At 38.3% G+C, this 20,089-nt stretch carries 13 protein-coding genes, 3 pseudogenes and 1 CRISPR repeat array; of the genes and pseudogenes, 13 read left to right on the top strand and 3 right to left on the bottom strand.

The window, feature by feature from the left end; translation table 11 throughout:
- Positions 1-84: 84 nt before the first annotated feature.
- Positions 85-516: a CRISPR direct-repeat array (repeat unit 36 nt; unit sequence GTTTTAGAGCTATGCTGATTTGAATGCTTCCAAAAC).
- 170 nt (positions 517-686) lie between these two features.
- Together HMPREF2731_RS07405 and HMPREF2731_RS07400 are read left to right on the top strand one after the other, a co-directional pair.
- Entirely contained in the window at positions 687-1,052 is a 366-nt protein-coding gene (locus HMPREF2731_RS07405; RefSeq protein ID WP_002310651.1) for a DUF1622 domain-containing protein, read from the top strand.
- Positions 1,049-1,414 carry a DUF1622 domain-containing protein gene (locus HMPREF2731_RS07400; protein WP_002292507.1) on the top strand — a complete coding sequence of 122 codons (366 nt, stop codon included), beginning with the start codon at positions 1,049-1,051 and terminating at the stop codon, positions 1,412-1,414. Before HMPREF2731_RS07405 ends, HMPREF2731_RS07400 begins: the two co-directional genes overlap by 4 nt.
- A gap of 160 nt (positions 1,415-1,574) precedes the next feature.
- Here HMPREF2731_RS07400 and HMPREF2731_RS07395 read toward each other — a convergent pair whose 3' ends face one another.
- Positions 1,575-3,002: a helix-turn-helix domain-containing protein gene (locus tag HMPREF2731_RS07395; protein WP_002310652.1), complete on the bottom strand. Its 1,428-nt coding sequence runs from the start codon at positions 3,000-3,002 to the stop codon at positions 1,575-1,577.
- Positions 3,003-3,707: 705 nt separating this feature from the next.
- Between HMPREF2731_RS07395 and HMPREF2731_RS07390 the strand changes: the two are divergent.
- Positions 3,708-6,271 (top strand): annotated as a pseudogene (locus tag HMPREF2731_RS07390) (HAD-IC family P-type ATPase).
- 6 nt (positions 6,272-6,277) lie between these two features.
- On the opposite strand, the pseudogene HMPREF2731_RS15325 reads toward HMPREF2731_RS07390, so the two are convergent.
- Positions 6,278-7,716, bottom strand: a pseudogene (locus tag HMPREF2731_RS15325) (helix-turn-helix domain-containing protein).
- A gap of 143 nt (positions 7,717-7,859) precedes the next feature.
- Here HMPREF2731_RS15325 and HMPREF2731_RS07380 point away from each other — a divergent pair.
- Positions 7,860-8,222, top strand: coding sequence for an MmcQ/YjbR family DNA-binding protein (locus tag HMPREF2731_RS07380; RefSeq protein WP_002310656.1), 363 nt, complete (start codon positions 7,860-7,862; stop codon positions 8,220-8,222).
- A gap of 187 nt (positions 8,223-8,409) precedes the next feature.
- Here the strand turns inward: HMPREF2731_RS07380 and HMPREF2731_RS07375 are convergent.
- A pseudogene (locus HMPREF2731_RS07375) lies at positions 8,410-9,268 on the bottom strand (LysR family transcriptional regulator).
- A 119-nt stretch (positions 9,269-9,387) separates the two neighbouring features.
- On the opposite strand from HMPREF2731_RS07375, the gene HMPREF2731_RS07370 reads away from it, so the two are divergent.
- From HMPREF2731_RS07370 to HMPREF2731_RS07330, 9 genes are all read left to right on the top strand, one after another.
- Positions 9,388-10,299, top strand: a complete 912-nt coding sequence (locus tag HMPREF2731_RS07370) for an ACP S-malonyltransferase (protein WP_070872661.1) — start codon at positions 9,388-9,390, stop codon at positions 10,297-10,299.
- A 6-nt stretch (positions 10,300-10,305) separates the two neighbouring features.
- The gene (gene mdcA, locus HMPREF2731_RS07365) at positions 10,306-11,952 is read left to right on the top strand and encodes a malonate decarboxylase subunit alpha (RefSeq protein WP_002310660.1); all 1,647 of its coding nucleotides are present in this window, start codon (positions 10,306-10,308) and stop codon (positions 11,950-11,952) included.
- A 101-nt stretch (positions 11,953-12,053) separates the two neighbouring features.
- Positions 12,054-12,353: a malonate decarboxylase subunit delta gene (locus tag HMPREF2731_RS07360; RefSeq protein WP_002292523.1), complete on the top strand. Its 300-nt coding sequence runs from the start codon at positions 12,054-12,056 to the stop codon at positions 12,351-12,353.
- Positions 12,343-14,019: a biotin-independent malonate decarboxylase subunit beta gene (gene mdcD, locus HMPREF2731_RS07355; RefSeq protein WP_002314020.1), complete on the top strand. Its 1,677-nt coding sequence runs from the start codon at positions 12,343-12,345 to the stop codon at positions 14,017-14,019. Before HMPREF2731_RS07360 ends, mdcD begins: the two co-directional genes overlap by 11 nt.
- Positions 14,020-14,022: 3 nt before the next feature.
- Entirely contained in the window at positions 14,023-14,613 is a 591-nt protein-coding gene (locus HMPREF2731_RS07350; RefSeq protein ID WP_002314021.1) for a malonate decarboxylase holo-ACP synthase, read from the top strand.
- A 23-nt stretch (positions 14,614-14,636) separates the two neighbouring features.
- Complete coding sequence (locus tag HMPREF2731_RS07345; protein ID WP_002314022.1) at positions 14,637-15,722, top strand: acyltransferase family protein; 1,086 nt, start codon at positions 14,637-14,639, stop codon at positions 15,720-15,722.
- A gap of 21 nt (positions 15,723-15,743) precedes the next feature.
- Positions 15,744-16,613, top strand: a complete 870-nt coding sequence (gene mdcB, locus HMPREF2731_RS07340) for a triphosphoribosyl-dephospho-CoA synthase MdcB (RefSeq protein ID WP_002314023.1) — start codon at positions 15,744-15,746, stop codon at positions 16,611-16,613.
- A 111-nt stretch (positions 16,614-16,724) separates the two neighbouring features.
- Positions 16,725-17,489 (top strand): TIM44-like domain-containing protein, encoded by a 765-nt coding sequence (locus HMPREF2731_RS07335; protein WP_002310667.1) that lies wholly within the window; start codon positions 16,725-16,727, stop codon positions 17,487-17,489.
- Between the two features lie 488 nt (positions 17,490-17,977).
- Entirely contained in the window at positions 17,978-20,059 is a 2,082-nt protein-coding gene (locus HMPREF2731_RS07330) for a BglG family transcription antiterminator (RefSeq protein ID WP_070872660.1), read from the top strand.
- Positions 20,060-20,089 lie beyond the last annotated feature (30 nt).

The following is a 20,089-nucleotide window of genomic DNA, read 5'->3' as shown; positions in this document are numbered from 1 at the left end:
AAAAGAGAAGCGTTCAAAGCTGAAGTTTTGCTATGAACGAGTAGCGTGATTATGAAACATTGACGGAAAAATTTTTTCTGCGAGGTTTTAGAGCTATGCTGATTTGAATGCTTCCAAAACCAGTACGTACTGCTAGTTTACCATCATCAGGTTTTAGAGCTATGCTGATTTGAATGCTTCCAAAACTATTGGAGAAGAGTATAATGCTCGGTTCGGGTTTTAGAGCTATGCTGATTTGAATGCTTCCAAAACGTTGGTAAACCATATGCTTTAGACACGTCAGTTTTAGAGCTATGCTGATTTGAATGCTTCCAAAACAATAGTTTTCGGTGGAGTTCGACGCTTGGCGTTTTAGAGCTATGCTGATTTGAATGCTTCCAAAACTCAAGTCACCTCGCTTTCTAGAGGTTTGGGGTTTTAGAGCTATGCTGATTTGAATGCTTCCAAAACCAGTACGTACTGCTAGTTTACCATCATCATGTTTTAGAGCTATGCTGATTTGAATACTACTCTAGAAAAACAGCCTTGCACTTATCGAAAGAGGATTAGTGTCAAGGGTGTTTTTCATATGAGTGGACGGAATTATCTGTTTTCTTTTACAATTGATAATAGATACTTTGCTGTATAGTCAGTAGCTGATATAAAAGTATCGGCTCTTAAATGGAAAAAAGATAGGTGGCGACGCAATGTTTAACACACAATTGATCGGTTATTTAGAATGGATCATTGCTATTTTAAATATTTGTTCTATCGGTATCTTAATTGCTGGGATCGTTCTTGTTCTATTCAAACTTTTTGATTGGTCTCATGTCAAGAAAAACTATGCAGAACGTAATGCTCGTAATGCAGATACAAGAAAACTGTTAGCAAGTTATATTTTGTTAAGCTTGGAAGTACTAGTCGTTGCTGATATCATCGAGTCAGTTATCAAGCCGACTTGGACAGATATTTTGAAGCTTGCACTTATTATTATCATTCGAACAGTCATTTCTTATTTCTTGAATCAGGAAATAGAAGACAAAGAGAAACAAAGAAGAGGAGAGGTAGGATGACGACAGAGTTGATGCAGTTTCTTCTTCCATATTTTGAAAAACTTGTACTGGGACTTGATATTTTTGCTATCTGTTTATTGATTTGGGGAGTTTGTCTGTCGATTAAGGATTTCTTGAAATACTTATTTGTCCATACAGAAGCGAAAAACGACCGAGTCAGCGAGAACAATGCTATTAAAAAGATGTTAGGAGGCTATATACTTCTAAGTTTGGAAATTCTTGTTTCAGCTGGAATCATCGAATCGATTATCAAGCCTACTTTGCAGGATATTTTCCAACTAGCTGCATTGGTAGTTATCCGAACGATCATTTCTTATTTTTTAAATAAAGAAATCGGGCCAGTAGACGTTCCAAATAAGTGAGGTTATGAGCCCGCCGTTTATCGAGAGGTTGTTAAGAAGTGGGCAGATTCAAGGAATGAGAAGAAATTTACGAAAATTTCGGCTTATTTCCGAAGAAGTTACTTTTGGAATATTGTTTACTCAGAATAAGAGGCTGTGACACAATGTTTGTCACAGCCTCTTATTTATTTTGCACAGCTGAAACGATTGCTCGTTCGATCGTATTGATTGAAATAGGAATAATATTCTCATATTGGACTGCATCCGGTGTATATAATGTACGTTCACATAACACTCTGTTCGAGGATTGCTGTGCATACTTCTTTATATCAGATATACTTGCATAAATTGTTGGTGCAACTTGAAAATCAAAAGTAGTTACAGCTTCCAAGGCTTCCCGATAAATCAGATAATGAACATCCGAATTTGTGACGATATAGATAGTCAGACGTTCTTTTGTCAGACGGAGAATTCCACTTAATTCGATGACAAAAGCTCGCATGCAATTAGGATTAAACCGTAGATCATAAGGTAGTCGTTTGGCCCAACTGGAAAAAAGAGTTTGGACTTCTTTATACAAATTTGTCTGTTCCTCATTTAGAAGATAAAATTTTTCTGGCATGAATAATTGATAGTTATCCCAAGCCGAACGCATCAGATGAATCAGCGCACGTTCAAATGGCTGATTCCCGAATAATTCTTGATGGAAATGAGTTTCAAAAGTAGCAACTAGTTCTTTTATTTCGGGAGTATTGTCAATAAACACTTGGTGTAGCTGTTGAAAATCTTCCGCAATCAACTGATAAGAATGGCAACCATAATTACAAAGATTGAACAGTGTCAAAATAAAGGCAAATTCTTCTTTTTTATAATAGGTTTGGAAATCAGTGGTTTCCCATGCTGACTCGACATAATTGTAAATAGGACGTTTTTTGATTTCTTCGATAAATGTTGGATCTATTGTCACAGTACATAACTGTTGGCGTAAGAAACTAATAGCAAAACCAATCGATAAGATTTCTTTATTTTCTTTATCATAAAATCTACCGCTATTCTCCGTTACAGATTCAATGAAACGATCCGCACGTTCAAAAAATGATTCAGGTAGCTCCCAGGACTTAAAGCTGCCTAAACGATAAGCCACATTAAGAAGCAACAGACGTCTTTCCATTTCAGTGAATCGAGGGGAGTAGCGGTCGATTTCGATCCCACAATCATGAAAATAAGCCAATACTTGTTTTTTTAAGGAGTAAGCTTTGCTGACAGAGATGAATTCACACTCAGTTAGTTGGAGATAATCAGGTTCATTTTCTTCCAAATAAAGCAGGCAAGTTTTTAAAAACAACGAATTTTGGGTCAATTGCTGCATGATCTTACATCGAGGTATATGTTCTGAAAAATATAAAGTGTAACAATCTTTTTCTCGATGCGTATAAACAATTTGTTCTTCAAATTCTTTTTTTATGTTATTGATATCATTGAGTAAAGTGGTTTTGCAAACATGTAGAAGATAGGAGAGCTTTTCTAGATTGACTTCTTTATTTACATAGAATTGCCCACATAAAAACAGCTGTCTCAAAATATTCTTCTCAATATATTCTTCAATCATAGTAAAGCCTCCATCTTGTATTTTTTTGCACAATATGGAAAATATTATGACATGTTTTCTTTTTGAAATCATCAGTTAATTTCTGAAAAAGCCTGTAAATTCCGTTAATAAAAGATTTTTATGTTATAAAAATTGAAAAATAAATATTTTCATTAGAAAATAGATTGTGAATTTTTAACAATTAAACGGAATGCAAATACAGTTGATGAATGAATGATAGTCATTTAAGTTATTTGTTCGTTTTTTTTAGACTATCCATTTTAGAAGTCTGATTTATTAAAAAATTGTTCGTTTTTCCACGTTTAATTATCAGAAAAATCCGACTTTATTTATTTTTGTTTGAAATATTCTACGTGAATCTGATGTTATAAAAAAATTTTTCTCATTTTTGGCGCTATAGTGAAGTGGTGTTACAGATAAGTACATGTATCTGCGAGACATTGACCAACGAAATATGGAGGGAAGAAACATAATGGAAAATAGACAACTGGTTATTCTGGCAAATTAGTTGTATTCCCCCTGTTTTCCATCTATTTTTCCCACGAGATAAGTGCCGTTATCCTATAAGAGGCAACAAGCGACAATCTAATATTTATGTTTTTTGCTCGGCAAAACGAATTATTTCAGACTTCCCTGAAATAATCGATACGCCTGAAAAATCTTCCTACGTATAATAAAAGTATCAATTAAGTAGGAGGAGATAGGATGAACTGGTACAAATTGACGGTAGAAGATACATTGAAAAACCATCAAACATCAACAGAAGGGTTGTCGCAAGAAGAACGGCAGAAACGCCTGACTGATCAAGGATATAATGAGATAGAAGCAAGACAGCAGACAAAACGATGGAAAAAAATAGCAAAACACTTTACTGATCTGCTGATGATCGTGTTGATCATTGCCTCTTTTTTGAAATTTGCTTCGAGCGAATACATCGAAGGAAGTATTATTTTATTCGTAGTGATCGTCAACGGACTCGTTAGTTATTGGCAAGAAAGAAAAGCAGAAGAATCGTTGAATGGTTTGAAGTAGCTGATGGGACAAGAAGCGATAGTACTATCGAACGGGATGCAAGTAAAAATCCCTGCGAAAGAACTAGTAAAAGGAGATGTCATTGTCTTACGTGCCGGATATGTCGTTCCAGCAGATGTTCGGTTAATCGAAGTACATGATCTACTAGTAGAAGAATCGATTTTGACGGGAGAATCAGAAGCATCTGAAAAAAATCATTCCGTTTTGGCAGCAGAAGAATCAATCGGTGACCAGAAAAATATGGCTTTTTCAGGAACACTTGTACAATTTGGTTCTGCAGTCGGTGTCGTTGTAGAAACAGGAAACACGACAGAAATCGGTAAAATCAATCAAGCACTGCAATCGGTCGAACAACAAACGACGCCTCTGATCAAAAAGATCAACCGATTGAACAAACAAATTTTCAAGGCATTCTTTGTTTAATCTTGTTCTTAGTTGTTTTTACAACATTCCGCTATGGCATGGATTGGCATATCCTTCTTTCAGCTATGATCGCTTTGGTGGTGTCAATGGTACCCGAAGGATTACCAGCTGTTTTGACCATGATCCTATCCGTTGGAGTACATGAAATGGCAAAAGAAAAGGCGATCATCAAAGGACTTCCTTCGGTAGAAACATTAGGTTCTATGACAGTGATCTGTTCAGATAAGACAGGGACATTGACAAAAAATGAAATGACAGTTGTGGATGTAGCAGCAAAAGAAGAAACTCGCGTACTGTCTATTATGAAAAATTGTCAGGAATTAAAGACGAAAGAAGAACAGAAAATAGAAAATTTAAGTGGCAATCCGACAGAACTTGCACTGATTCGACACACAGAAACAGCCAATCTGCCTTTGAAAAAAATAGAAGCAAAGATTCCGTTCAGCTCTGAATACAAATATATGGCAACGATGCATACGGAGGAAAAAGGAACGGTGATTTACGTCAAAGGTGCGCCAGAAGTATTATTGGCTAAATCAACTCTTTCTTATTCAGAACAAGAAGCATGGGGTCAAACAGCCACAGCGTTTGCGAAAAAAGGTCAGCGTGTTTTAGGATTTGCTTACAAAAAAGTAGATTCGAAACAGGAACTCACGCATGAGTCTTTAACCCAATTAACTTTTGCAGGGATTGCCGGGTTGATTGATCCGCCAAAAGAAAGTGCAGTCAAAGCTGTAAAGGAATGCCAACAAGCAGGGATCTCAGTGAAAATGATTACAGGGGATCACAAAGATACAGCAAAAGCAATCGCGGAACAAATTGGCTTAAAACATACTGCTAAAGTTTTAGAAGGAATCGATTTGGATCTTATGTCTGAAGAAGAGTTGACTCGACAAGTACCAAAAGTCGATGTCTTTGCTCGAACGACACCAGAACACAAACTGCGAATCGTGAAAGCTTTGCAGAAAAATGGAGAAATCGTCGGAATGACCGGAGACGGCGTAAATGATGCACCTGCTTTGAAAAGAGCCGATATAGGAATCGCTATGGGAATCGCTATGGGAATCAAAGGTAGTGAAGTAAGCAAACAGGCAGCTGATATGGTTTTAGGAGATGATAATTTCCATACGATTGCAAAAGCCGTAAAAGAAGGTCGGCGCATTTTGGATAACTTGCAAAAGACCATCAATTTCTTCTTACCAACTGCATTAGCTCAAGGATTGATTTTGATTTGGGCGCTGATACTGAATCGCCCGCTACCTTTGTCCCCAGTACAGATTTTATGGGTCAATATGGTAACGACAATCACTTTATCTTATGCATTAGGGTTCGAGTCGCCAGATCCAGAAATCATGAAGCGTCCACCGAGAGATCCAAAGCAAGGAATCCTATCTGGTTATCATTTGTTTCGGATCATCTATGTCGCACTACTGATCATGGTTCCTGCCTATTTATTGGCTATGCAATTTGAAGGGCAAAGCTTACAGCAAACCATTCTTCTGCAAAATATCGTCTTAGCTCAAGCTGTTTACATGATCAATTGCAGAGAGTTGTCCAAGCCGTCACTGAACCAAGGTCTTTTGCAAAACAAATCGCTTTTTCTTTCATTAGGTATCCTTGCTTTATTGCAGGGGATGGTTATTTTTCTGCCAATCGGTCAGCAGCTGATCGGTACAGTAAGTTTAACGATGACACAACAGTTATTGATTGGGGCAAATGTGATTCTTCTATTCTTAGTTGTAGAAATAGAAAAAGGGATCATGAATAAACTGTTTCGCAAAAAAGAAAAAACAGCTAGAGAATTCAGTCGCTAGCCGTTACTATAAAAAAGTTTTGAAAGTGAGTTCAGTCAAACGATTGAGCTCATTTTTCGTTGGAATAGAAGAAATGTATACAATAGGGATATCTAGAGAATCCAACGGGAAATTGGAAATCAAGATATCTGTTTTTTCAAAAGAAATAGTGGAAAGATCGGTTAGTTCGATAGGTAAGAAGCAGACACGTTTTCCCAAGTAATCTTTTAATTCCTGCTGCAAGAACGCCTTCCATGAAGGTTCTCCTTGGAAAATAAAATAGACATTGAACAAATTCGGTTTGATAGAAAAAATCGTTTGTTGGATCAGTAAAGACAAGAGTTGAAGAAAGTAATTTGGTTCATTGATTTCCATTTCTTTTTTTAGATCGTTCAGTAAATTCTCTTTCTGCTGATACAAGTGTGCATATTGCTGATCATACGTCTCTAAAAAACGATGGTATTGGCGTTCCAAAGGTTCGATCAGTATTGGCGATTCATGATATTTTAATACGAGGAGAGCCAAGTTATCAGTCAGAGATGTTTTTTTAGTTGATCAAGAGACAGCTCTGAAGCTAGTTCCTCTACAAACGTTTCGAGGACCTCTAAAAATGGAGAATGATGCAGGCAGCGAGCGATTTCTTGTCCATAGTTATTGTTGTAATTCCAACTTTCCAGAAAGCAGAAAGAAGCAAAAGAAAGCTCAGTGTCTTTAAGGTAAATACCTTCCTTTAAATACAATTTTTTCAATGCAGAGTCATACAGGGAGGAGAGTGTGCTGTTGATATGGATAGAAGAATCTAACCGGCAATTCGCTTTTATACGGATCGTATTGATAAAGAACCAACATGTTCCGAAAATCTCTTCTGTTTCAACAGCTAGTTCAGTTTGACTGAGGTTTCTTAAAAATTGAAAATAATGGGATTCATGGATTGAATAATCCTCGAAAAAATAGTTGTTATGAGTGAAAGGAATCAGCAATCGATGATAGAAAGTACGAATCACACGCTCTTTTCCAAGAATACAAGCTGTATATTTCGTCAAATCGATCTGCAAGTCGTAACTTGCTAAACGCTGATTGATTTTAGTCACATGTCTTTTCAATGTCCCATAAGAAAGCCCATGATCCGCTAGAAAATCAGGGACAGCAACTTTTTTTGTAAAAAGCAGATTTTTCAGCAGTTCGACACTGACTGATTGTTTGAAAAAAATCTCCCAAAGGTCATTTGTTAATAAATTTTGCTGGTTTTGCAAACTGATTCCTGCTTGATCGCTGAAGATGTCCCAGCCTTCGGGCAGATGAGAGCGAATAGATTGAAGGTCAGAAAAAATCGTTCGTTCGGTTGTCCCTATGATTTCAGCTAATTCATTTACGGTTATCTTTGTATGATTCAGCAATTGTTCGACTAAAGAAACATGACGTCGAATATCTTTTTCGGTAATGATTTTTTTCATTAGTGAATACATAAACCAGGCTCCCTTCTATTCTAAGAATACGGAGAAAATAAACGGTGGTCAAGTTTCATCTGATCTTTCAACCAGTATTCATTTTTCTATTCTTACGTGGTATGTTTGAATAAAGAGAATCAATAAGAAAGAGATGGAAGCAGATGCTAACGGAAAAAGAACTAATCGATCACATCGATGAAACATACAATTTGTCTCCAGAATATATTTTTAAAAAATTCCCTGATTATTGCGTATTCAGACATCAAAAAAGCAAAAAATGGTTTGGGGTCCTGATGTCTGTTCCAGAAGAAAAAATCTATGATGATGCAAGTGACCATAGGATCATCGATATCCTTGATTTGAAGGTCGATCCTGAACTTGGCGGTATTTTGCGAGGAAAAGAGGGGTATTTTCCAGCCTATCACATGAATAAAGAACATTGGATCTCTGTTGATCTACGTAAAATAGAAAAACTAGATGAACTAGCAGGTTTGATTGATGAAAGTTTCAAATCAACGCAATGAATGTATAGGACAATAGAGAAGAGGTTGTGACAGAAGTGTTTAGCTTCAAGAAATAAGAAGGAATTTACGAAAATAGCTTCTCAAATTTTTGGGAAATTTGGGCTTATTTCTGAAGAAGTTACTTCTGGAACACCGTTTGTTCGAAAAAAAGAGCTGCGACAAGAATTTTGTCACAGCTCTTTTCTTTTTATTTTCCTAAATAAAATTCTCGCATCGTTTTTGCAATCATTTTGATCAAAGGATGATCTTCTGTGAAGCTAGAAGATAAATAAATTGTTCGTGTCAAGGGCAAATCTTTGATTTCCCGCAAGACGAAAGGATCATTTTTATCGTAAGACCAAGAAACTTTTGGGAAAAAGCTAACAGCTAAGCCTTGCTTGACAATAGAACGTAATGTCGCAGGATCATCTGTCGTCGAACTGATCGTCAATTCGATACTTTTCGCTTCAAGTGCTGCATCCAGTGTATGACGGAAGGCATTGCTCTTTGACAGCATCAAGATGGGGGTGCGTTGGATATCTTCTAATTGCAGATGTTCTTTTTTCGCAAGAGGATGTTCCTTAGGAATGGCTACATAAACAGGTTCTTTCATGATAGGAATATTGGTCATGCCAGGCTTCATCTCCGAAGTGATGTACAAGTACAGGGTCGGTAATATCATCTGGTAAATGATGTTGCATGATCGTTAATTGGATATCAGGATGCTTTTCCATAAAAATTCGGACCAAGTTCGGAATAGAAACAGAGGCTACCTCTAAATACAAAATGACGGAAGTAACGATCTTCTCATTGACCGAAGACAATAATTTGATTCCTTCTTCTAATGTGTCTAATGTTTTGACTGCATATGGATAGAATTCTTCTGCATAAACAGTTGTCTCAATGTTTCTACCGCTATGGTAAAACAAAGGGACTCCTAATTCGTTTTCCAAATGTTTGATCGCACGGCTCAAGGCAGGTTGAGAAATAAATAATTCTTTGGCTGCTTGGGTGACATTTTTTGTTTCGAACACTTTTTTAAAATACTGTAGATGAAGCAATTTCATAATTATCCATCCCATCCATACCTTTTTGTTATGGTTTTTTCTTTTTTTGGCATTTTTTATTATAGCAGAAATTGACTAAGATAGCAGTGGAAAAAGTAAGTGCTAAGGAGGCGAGGCTCATGAGTACAGGTTTCTTATTTCCTGGGCAAGGCAGTCAGAAGTTAGGGATGTTAGCGGATATCCCTGAAATGTACATGGAACGTTTAGAAAATGTGACGGGGTATCGGTTAGTTGATAAAGAAGAAAACTATCAAGATACGGTTTTTATCCAGCTAGCATTACTGACAAAAGCAGTATTTTATTTAGATGAAATGGAAAAAAACGGTATTCAGCCTGATGTTGTAGCAGGACATTCGATCGGTGCTTTTTGTGCAGCTGTTGCTTGTCGATCTTTGACATTTGAAAATGCAGCGGAACTAGTCTATCACCGCGCAGTCTTAATGAAAGAAGCTTATCCAAGCGGTTATGCAATGGGCGTAGTAGTAGGTGTGACGAGAAGCGAAGCAGAGGAAATTGTAGCAAAAACATTTGATCCTGACCACCCAGTTTATTTGTCAAATGAAAATTGTCCCATGCAACATACGTTATCTGGGAGTATCGAAGGTTTATCCGTTACGTTGGCAGAAGCCAAACGGCACCAAGCGCAAACAGCGAAGCTGCTGAAAGTTCCTGTGCCATCTCACTGTCTCTTGATGAATGATACGGTCAAGAAATTCAAGCCGTATATGCAGTCTGTCCATCTATCTGATGCTAGATGTTTGTATATAAAAAATACGGATGGAAGAGCCACTCAGGACGCAGAAGAGATTCGTAAAGATTTGTTGGAAAACCTAGCTTTCCCTGTGCAATGGAACCAAATGATGGACTTGGCAAAAGAATTAGGAATGGATCTGACGATTGAATTTCCCCCCGGCAATACTTTGACAAAGCTGATTCATACAAAATTTGGTGTAGATAAAGGGATCCGTACGATCAATCTAGACCAACATGGTATTGATGACGCCACGTTTCTATATCAAAAATGGAGATGACTAATTATGGAAAAACCAAACCGCAACTGGGCTTCTAAACGCGAAAAAAAAGCGCAGCGATTGGAAAAAATCAGCAACTTGCTCAATGGCAAGTATGTAGAAACTGAAAAAATCGTAGAAGTGATGGAAAAACTGATTGCTCCCGGCGACAAAGTTGTATTAGAAGGCGACAATCAAAAACAAGCAAGTTTTCTTTCAGAAAGTCTTGAAAAAGTAGATGCAGAAAAAGTGAATGATCTGCATTTGATTATGTCTAGTATCTCACGACCAGAACATTTGAATATTTTTGAAAAAGGAATCGCAAGTAAGATCGATTTTTCTTATGCAGGTGCACAAAGCTTGCGTGTCGCCCAAATGATTGAAGACGGCACAATGAAATTAGGTGATATCCATACTTATTTGGAACTTTATGGACGCTTATTCATCGATTTGATTCCAAATGTCGTTTTAGTAGCTGCAGATAAAGCAGACAAAGACGGCAACTTGTATACAGGTTTCAATACAGAAGAAACACCAACAATCGTCGAAGCCGCAGCTTTCAAAGATGGTATCGTGATCGTTCAAGTCAATGAAGTCGTTGATAAACTTCCTCGTGTCGATATTCCTGGAGACTGGGTAGATGTTGTTGTAAAAGCAGATCAACCTTATCAATTAGAAGCACTATTTACGCGCGATCCTCAAAACATCACAGAATTGCAAATCCTAATGGCGATGATGGCAATCAAAGGAATCTACGCAGAACACGGCGTACAATCTTTGAATCATGGTATTGGATTCAATACAGCAGCTATCGAATTGTTATTGCCAACTTATGGCGAATCACTAGGGTTGAAAGGGAAAATCGCGAAGAACTGGGTATTGAACCCACATCCAACGATGATTCCAGCTATCGAATCAGGTTGGGTTGAAAGCATCCATAGTTTCGGTGGCGAAGTCGGTATGGAAAAATATATTGCTGCTCGTCCAGATGTATTCTTTGTCGGAAAAGACGGCACGATGCGTAGTAACCGAACATTATCACAAGCTGCAGGACAATATGCCATCGATATGTTTATCGGTTCAACCTTGCAACTAGACTATGAAGGAAATTCTTCGACCGTAACAAAAGGACGTCTATCTGGCTTTGGCGGTGCGCCTAACATGGGACATAATCCTGGCGGTCGTCGTCATTCTACACCAGCATGGCAATCACTTCGCAACAATGATGATCCATTAGGGAAAGGACAAAAATTAGTTGTTCAAATGGTGGAAACATATGGTTCAAATAAAAAACCAGTCTTTGTCGAAGAATTAGATGCACTAGCTGTTCAAAAACAAGCAGGCTTAGCCAATGCACCAGTGATGATCTATAGCGAAGACACCACACATATCGTGACAGAAGAAGGAATTGCTTATTTGTACAAAGCAAAAACAAAAGAAGAACGCCAAGCAGCAATTGCAGCAATCGGCGGTGTTACACCTCTTGGAATGACAAGTACGAAAGAATCACTAGACCGTTTGCGCGATGCCGGCATCGTGAAATTGCCAGAAGATCTAGGCATCAAACGTAGTGAAGCGAAACGTTCATTATTAGCTGCACAAACCATCGATGATTTGATCGAATGGTCAGATGGCCTGTATGAGCCGCCAATGAAATTCAGAACTTGGTCATAAAATTGGCGAGAAAAACCTTTTGTCGCCATTTACCCAGGTGGAAGAAGAAAGACGAATAAGCAGAACGTGTATGCTCTGTTTTACAAAAAGGGGAGAGATCCATGGAACAATTAGCTTATAAATATCCAACGAAACAGCCGATCAATAAGAAAATCCATGTAGGAGTGGTCGGTTCAGGTGATTTGGAAATCTTGATGTTTCCAACAGAAAAAAAAGAATCTACTGTAAAAATCTGTACAGGAAGCGATGGCTTCGGCGAAGTATGGAACAACGTATTAACGAGATTTTTTGATCGTTATCCAATTTCAGCAGATATCGTGATCAATGACTTCGGTGCTACACCAGGAGTTGTGTACCTACGATTGACGCAAGCAATGGAGGAACTTTCAGATGAAAAATAGTTTTGTAGAATTAAACGCCAGAGAACGAGTGAACGCTCTACTTGACAATGGACGTGAATTGATTGATCCATTCGATCAAATCATCGCGCCAAGTTTGCCGGCACAAGGAATCGTCCCTGAAAGTGATGACGGGATTGTTGTCAGCCGTGGCACGATCAATGGCAAACAAGCAGTAGTAATCGCTATGGAAGGAAAATTCCAAGGTGGCGGTATCGGTGAAGTTTCCGGTGCAAAAATCGTTGCTGCACTCGAACATGTATTAGAAGAAAACAAAAAAGGAAATGAAATTTTTCCAGTCATCGTACTAGATACAGGCGGTGTTCGTCTGCAAGAAGCGAACTACGGACTGTTATCTATTTCAGAAATCGGAAATGTAATCATTGCTTTGAAACAATATGTACCAGTCATCGGTTTGATCCCAGGACGTGTAGGATCATTTGGCGGTATGTCGATTACTTCAGCATTGATGAGTTATTTAATCGCAACAAAAAAAGCGAGAGTCGGTTTGAATGGTCCAGAAGTTATTGAGCAAGAAGCAGGTGTTCGAGAATTTGATTCTAGTGACAAAGACTTGATTTGGAATACATTAGGATCTCGTCAACGGGTAGAATCAAAAATCATTGATGAACTAGTGACTGATAGTGTAGAAGCAATCAAAGCTGCTGTCATCGCAGCAATGGACGAACGAAAAGACACGCATCGCAGTGAAAGCTCAGCATTTTATTTATCATTACTTGATTCTTTGGATCTTTCAAAACCAATGAGCATTGACGATTACAATGAAGCAATTGCTAACCATCAAGCAAAATCAATGGACTTACCAGAAGTAGCAGAAGGAAATGAACCAGCTGCAACAAGTGTTGGTTACGATTGGTTTGCGGCACTAACTGGCATGAAAAATCCAACTTCTTCTATTAGTACTGTGTATTATGGTAAATCAAGTAAATTCATAGAAGAAGCCATCGTGACATCGATCGTACCTGATCCTAAAAATCCGATGTACCGTGTACGAAACGGTGAAGTTGGTTTAGTTGAAGGTTTCCGCATGGGACAAATTTTAACTCATGTTTACGAAGAAGATAAAGATAAAAAAGTGAAACGGCCAATCGTCGTTGTGATCGATGTACCAAGCCAAGCATACGGTTATAACGAAGAATTGATCGGTATCCATGTGGCTTTGGCTAATAGTGCTGCTGCTTATGCAAAACTCCGTCAAGCTGGACATCCAGTTATTGGATTGATTGCAGGAAATGCTATTTCAGGTGCGTTTTTAGCACATGGATTACAATCAAGCCGCTTGATTGCTTTAAATAATAAAGAAATCACTGTCCAAGCGATGTCTAAAGAAAGTGCTGCACGTGTGACAAAACGTTCGGTTGCTGAAATCGAAGCAGCTGCTGAAAAAGTTCCAGCTATCGCTTACGATATCAATAATTATACAAAACTAGGAGCAATCTATCATTTCCTAGAAGATATCACCGACCAAGCTGCTTCAGAACAAAATGTCAGCAAAGTCATCGAAGCAATCAATGAAGCCATTCAAGATGTCCGCAATACAAATGATACGATGCTGACAAATCGATACACGAATGAAACAGCCAAAACATTCGGACGTGTCGAAACAAATAAAGTCCGTGCCAAAATGGACGAAGAATGGGATGCATAAAAAATGATTCAAGCACATGATATTGTTCTTTTTGATAAAAAGGAAATCAAGAAAGAGTTGCCAGGATGGTTGAAGCTTTCTCAACAAGTGTATGGTGTCGTTCGGCGTGCTGAACCTGCTGATCGGGGGGGGTTGCCGATTGGTCTGCGAGGTACGGCACGAAATCAGCGCTTGGCTCTTGAGATTCCAAGTGACTCTGTTCAAAAAGTGATCTATCCATGGACAATCATTGATCGAGAATCTTTTCGAGAAAAGGAAGTTGCCTCCTTTCCTGTTTATCAGCAATTTCATGCGGCTAGAAACATATTATCAGGGTGCAAATGGGGGATCGGCGGCAGCTTAGGATTTGAATTATCAACTGGGATTCCGGCAGTAAAAGAAACCAGCGATTTTGATTTGCTGCTGTACGCAGATTCACCGATTGAATTGCCAATTCAGGCAATTCAATCGCATCCTGCTTTTTTTGAGCAATTCGATACCCAAGTCATTACATCAAAAGGCGGATTTTCGCTAAAAGAATACTTGCGGACACCAGAGAAAAAACTCCTGTTGAAAACAACAACAGGGCCAAAACTAACCAAAGAGATTTGGTAATAAACTAAAAGTGAGAGAAAGCGATGTTTGAAAACAAAAAAATCAAAATCAACGTAAGTGACTTCCAGAAAGTATCAGCTGTAACGGCTGTTATGATGCAAACGATATTGAGCTTTGCTTTGGCAAACAGCCACAGCGCAACAAATACAGCTTTTCTTGGTACCTTTTACGTCATCGTTAAATACACAGCACCAATGTTTATTTTTGCAATTGTCTATAATATGGTAAAAACAAGTCAGCATTTGTCTTATTGGGAATTTTTGAAAGAAAAGTTTTTTGAACTAGTCGTTCCGTATCTTCTATGGACGACGGCTTATCTTTGGCTATTCCCAGCAGTCCAACAACAAACTCCGTATACGGATACTGCAAGCTTTTTACTGAAATATGTCACAGGTGATGGAGCGCCTCATTTATGGTATACCGTGATGATGCTGCAGATCCAATTGTTCATGCCGTTTTTTGTTTGGCTCGGTTACAAAGTATTTGCTAATAAAAAATATGTATGGCCAGTATTGATTGGTTCAACGATTTTATATGTTGCATGGTATCTGTTCTATCAAACACAAGTATTGACTGGTCCTTATCATGACAGCTGGTACTTGTTAGATCGGTTTGTTGCTAGTTTCATGATTTACGGGATTTATGGGGTAGCCGCATTTGTTTATCACGAAAAAGTCTATCAATATTTGGACAGAGTACGTTATCTTTTCTTACCTGTTGGCTTAGTTATCGCGTTCTTTTCTGTCCGTTCATTGCTCGCACATCCAGGAGACTTGAGCTTTGCGAATGCGCCTTACTTGAATACGATCCAAAGTTTGTACAGTTTAGTCATCATCTTTGCTGTCTTCATGGGCGCTTCAAAAATGATTGTAAACGATTCGCCAAAATTACCATTGTTCAAATGGTTGTCTGTTTATGCTTACCGTACGTATTTAGCAAATGTCTTTGTTTTCCAAGTACTGTTGTTATTATTTAAAGATAGTTGGCTGCAGTTACCTTCAGGATTCATGATTCTTGTAGCGTATCTAATGACGGCAAGTTGTGCATTTGCTTTAAGCTGGTTGCTTCACATCATTTGGGTAGCCATCAAAAAAGGGTTCAACAAGTAATAGAAAGAAGGAGTGAGTGTCATGATAAATGACGAACGAAAAAAAGCAGTGACTCAGCAACTCGCTGCGTTGGTAGAGGAAGCATTGATCGCAGAAGTAACATTAAGCCCAAAACCTGGATTAGTGGATGCACTGGATGCGGGTGCACATTCCGATATGGACTATGCTTTATTTCTTAAGTCTGCGAAGACGCTGACTCCTTTTTTTGAAGAAATGGCTCAAATAGCATGGCAACATGCTATCGATCAAGAGTTAAGAGAAAAGATTGCTGAGATTGGACGGAAAGCGGAAAAGGCAATGTTGATTGCTACAGATGGCATCAATACCCATAAAGGAGCGATTTGGGCAATGGGGCTATTGACCAGTGTGACTGCACAAAAAATCAGTATGGAACAGCCTTTTTCTTTATCCAAAATACTTGATGATGTCAGTAAACTTGCTGCTTTTCCTGATACAAAATATCGTCATAAAAAAAACACTCATGGGCATACGGTGAAGCAAAAATACGGCGTAAATGGTGCATATGAAGAAGCAGTGTTGGGTTATCCGCATATCAGGCTTGCAATCCAAGCTGCTAAGGAGATAGATAATGATTCTGATGTACAGAAACAAATGCATATGTTGTTAGTTTTGATGAGTTCCTTAGATGACACCTGTGTCTTGCATCGCAGTGATCAGAAAACGTTAGTGGAAATGCAGAAACTTGCTCATGCTGCTAGTCAAAGTGCTTTACCAAATCATCCATTTATAGCACTGTTGCACTTTTGTCAGGAAAACCAAATCTCTCCTGGAGGAAGCGCAGATCTTTTGTCTGCCAGCTTGTTCATGCTGAAGATAGAGGAAATATGGACTGCCAACACCTATGCCTGTCCGATGTCACTTAATGATTAAATTAAGACAAAACTGCTAAAAAAACAGTTTATGCATCTGGTTATTGACTCTTCCTTTTAGCAAGGCTATGATAACAATAGTTTTTTGTAATAAAAGATAACGAGGAAGGCAATGAAAAAAATCAATTATTTAGCAATCATTTTGTTAGTGGGCCTATGTTTGTTTGCTCTGCCGACCCAAGGATTCGCTATCGCGGGTGGTCATGGTGGAGGTACATCTAGCGGTCGAAGTTCGGGCAGAGGTTCATTTGGCGGTCGTTCATATGGGGGCAGTTATTTTAGCAGTCGTTCTTACGGCAGAGATTCTTATGGGTATTATGGTCCAAGTACAGGTCCTTCTAGTTATGAGCAAACGGGATTTCTTGCATTAGCTGTTTTGTCAGTAGGAGGGGTTTCTGCTTTTTCTATCGTCAAGAATAAAAGACAAAAGAAAAGGCTGAAAGCGGAGATATTGTCCCGCATGTCAGGAACGGCTAAAGAAAAGAAAGCACAGTTTCTGGAAATCCAAAAGATATTCATGAAGATCCAATCTGCTTGGGAAGAAGAAACTCCTGAAAAAGCCAGAAGCTGTTATACAGACAAGCTGTTTGCCGAACATCAGAAAGTTCTGCAAAAAAACAAAGCAGACGGTGTAAGAAATCATACTAAAAAAATAACTATTCAGGAAGTAGGGAATTATCGACAGATCCACGAAAATAGTTTTGCCATCCGAATTGATTTCAGATGCTGTGATTATTCAGTCGATCGAAAAGATGGGCGAGTGATCTCAGGAAGTAAGACACAACGACAGTATTTTTCTCAGATATGGTATTTTGATTTTTCTGAGAAAGAAAAAAGATGGCAAGCAGATTTTATCCAGCCGATTATGCTGGATTGACAGAAAATACTTATGAACGGAACTGTGACAAAAATTTTGTCGTAGCTCCTTTTTCTGAATAAACGGTGTTCCAGAGATAGCCTATCGGCAATAAGGCACGATTTTGTAAAATATGGGAAGCTATTTTTCAAAATCGCTTCTTGTCGCTCAAGGCTGAACATCTCTGTCACAACCTCTCCACTAAATGGTATTCAAAAGCTTGCATCTACGATAATAAGCCCAACCAAATGAAAAATAGGAAGTACTATTTTTGTTTGGCTGTTCTCATTACTTGATGCAGGACAGCTTTTTCATGACCTCTTTTTTGTATAGATGGGCAAAATTTTTGTAATAATAGGCGTATGTCTTTTTCGTTGAGAAGTTGAAAAAGCATACGGCTTATTTTTTGTTTGCTATGCTTACTTTCTTTCCACTTCAAGTGGCAGAAATATCTACTTTTTATTATGTAAGCGGAATCATATACTTGGAATCAGAAGGAGATCATTTCTATGAAAACAAGAACAATTGAAATACTTCACAGAATCATGACAGCCCAATATCCAGTAAAAGCGGAACATCTAGCAGCTGATTTCCATGTCAGTCAGCGGACGATCCGACAGGAAGTTCTTGAAGCGAATATCTGGTTGAGCAGTAAAAAGCTTCCGGAAATCAGAACAATTCGCAACAAAGGTTTTTTGTTGAAACTGGAGAATGACAAGCAAGTTCGATTAGAAACTGAAATAAAAGAGGTGAAAGACGGCTTTTTGAATCGGCGGGAACGTATTTTTGATTTAGTTTTAGCCATTGCTTACAGCCGAAACCCGATCCATCTAAACAAAAAAGAAGAAGAATTTCAAATCTCTAAAAGTACGTTAGATGAAGATATGCGACGATTACGAGCAACACTGGTCAGTTATGGAATCGAGATCGTCAGTTATGGAAAGCAGGGACTGGTTTATAAAGGTTCAGAACGATCTATCCGTACGATGATCTATGATTTTATCAATCAGAATCTGGGGATGACCGACTTCTTTATGAATCAAGACGCGCAACTAACACCGGCTCAAAAAATCTTTTTCCATTATTTTCCTTTGGTGGAAATCAAAAAAATAGAGGAGATCTATTCCAATAAGTTGTTAAAACAAGAGGATGATATTTATAAAAAGCAAATTCTGCTTTTTACATTGATCTGGATCCAGCGAATCAGGAAACATGAATTCATCTCCTCCATTAATTGGAAAAATACAGAAATAAAAGACAGCAGCTTCTCTGCATTTATCGACTACATGATCACGGAATTTCAGTTGAACAATGTCCCACAAGTAGAAAGAAATTATCTTCGTTTCACTATCGAGACGTTCAATGCTAGAGATATCTCCAATTCGATTGAGTGGGTACAAGCTCAACTACTAACGATCCAATTGATCCAATTTGTAGAGAACGAGACACACATACCTTTTCATCTAAAAGAAGAAGCTTTATTCGAAAATCTCTATAAACACATGGCTGCACTGATCATAAGAATCAAGCATGCTATCCAAGTCATGAATCCATTGAAAGAAAACATCCGAACAAATTATTTTCCAATCCACCGCGCAGTCACTCATTTTGTTCCTACGATCGAAGAAGTAATTGGCGGCAAGATACTGGAGGACGAGATAGCTTTTCTTGTCATCCACTTTTCGACGATTGCCAGTGTGATCAAGCGAGACCTGAATTATGTTTATCAATCAGTTGTTGTCTGTAATCACGGCATGGCTACCGGGAATCTGTTAGCAGAAAATCTGAAAGAAAAATTTCCTCAGATTGAGATTACTGCAGTTTTAAGTTCAAAAGAAATCGAATTAGTGGATAAACTGGATGTCGATTTGGTTTTCAGCACCTTTCAATTGAATTATCGAAACAAGCCGCTTTTAGTTGTCGATCCAATTCTGACTGAGACGAATATTTTAGTTATAGAAGATTTTTTGAAAAGAAATGAAGAACTGCAGCGGTTAAAACCTAACAGTCATGAATCGACGCAGTTATTCACTCAAATAATCGGTGTCATGGAAGAAAGTGGTGGCCGAGTGGACCGCATCATCTATGGCAAGTTGGAAAAATTATTCGAAACAAACAATTTAGAAATCAACAAAAGGGAGGTCCAGCCTATGTTAAAAGATATTTTGACGGACAGCAATATCATAATTAAAGAAAAAGCCGTTACTTGGGAGGAATCGATTGAACGAGCTGCTAAACCATTGGTCAAAGAAAACATTGTTGAAGAACGCTATGTCGAAGCGATGATTCGTGCAGTGAATGAATACGGGCCATATATCGTGATTGGTAAACACATGGCGCTAGCCCATGCTCGACCAGAAGATGGGGTCAATAAGTTAGGAGTCAGCGTAGCTACGATTGAGCAACCAATCGATTTCGGTAATCCTGAAATGGATCCAGTAAAGATCATTTTTTGTTTAGCAGCAGTAGATTCCTACTCGCATCTGAACATCATGAAAGAACTGATCGAACTGATCAACAACGAAGAGAAGTTGGATCGATTGATCGAATGCACCAATGTGGAAGATTTCAAACAACTGCTTTTTCAGTAGTTGAGAAATAATAAATGATACGGGGGAGAA

Origin of the sequence: Enterococcus sp. HMSC072F02, from assembly GCF_001837725.1 — a bacterium.
Taxonomy (GTDB): Bacteria; Bacillota; Bacilli; order Lactobacillales; family Enterococcaceae; genus Enterococcus_B; species Enterococcus_B lactis.
The sequence above is the reverse complement of the archived record's forward strand: the minus strand, read 5'-3'. Positions and strand labels throughout refer to the sequence as shown.

Bases quoted from the DNA above. Each gene is read 5' to 3' on its own strand.
- HMPREF2731_RS07405 (WP_002310651.1), top strand. From the start codon at position 687: ATGTTTAACACACAATTGATCGGTTATTTAGAATGGATCATTGCTATT.
- HMPREF2731_RS07400 (WP_002292507.1), top strand. From the start codon at position 1,049: ATGACGACAGAGTTGATGCAGTTTCTTCTTCCATATTTTGAAAAACTT.
- HMPREF2731_RS07395 (WP_002310652.1), bottom strand. From the start codon at position 3,002: ATGATTGAAGAATATATTGAGAAGAATATTTTGAGACAGCTGTTTTTA.
- HMPREF2731_RS07380 (WP_002310656.1), top strand. From the start codon at position 7,860: ATGCTAACGGAAAAAGAACTAATCGATCACATCGATGAAACATACAAT.
- HMPREF2731_RS07370 (WP_070872661.1), top strand. From the start codon at position 9,388: ATGAGTACAGGTTTCTTATTTCCTGGGCAAGGCAGTCAGAAGTTAGGG.
- mdcA (WP_002310660.1), top strand. From the start codon at position 10,306: ATGGAAAAACCAAACCGCAACTGGGCTTCTAAACGCGAAAAAAAAGCG.
- HMPREF2731_RS07360 (WP_002292523.1), top strand. From the start codon at position 12,054: ATGGAACAATTAGCTTATAAATATCCAACGAAACAGCCGATCAATAAG.
- mdcD (WP_002314020.1), top strand. From the start codon at position 12,343: ATGAAAAATAGTTTTGTAGAATTAAACGCCAGAGAACGAGTGAACGCT.
- HMPREF2731_RS07350 (WP_002314021.1), top strand. From the start codon at position 14,023: ATGATTCAAGCACATGATATTGTTCTTTTTGATAAAAAGGAAATCAAG.
- HMPREF2731_RS07345 (WP_002314022.1), top strand. From the start codon at position 14,637: ATGTTTGAAAACAAAAAAATCAAAATCAACGTAAGTGACTTCCAGAAA.
- mdcB (WP_002314023.1), top strand. From the start codon at position 15,744: ATGATAAATGACGAACGAAAAAAAGCAGTGACTCAGCAACTCGCTGCG.
- HMPREF2731_RS07335 (WP_002310667.1), top strand. From the start codon at position 16,725: ATGAAAAAAATCAATTATTTAGCAATCATTTTGTTAGTGGGCCTATGT.
- HMPREF2731_RS07330 (WP_070872660.1), top strand. From the start codon at position 17,978: ATGAAAACAAGAACAATTGAAATACTTCACAGAATCATGACAGCCCAA.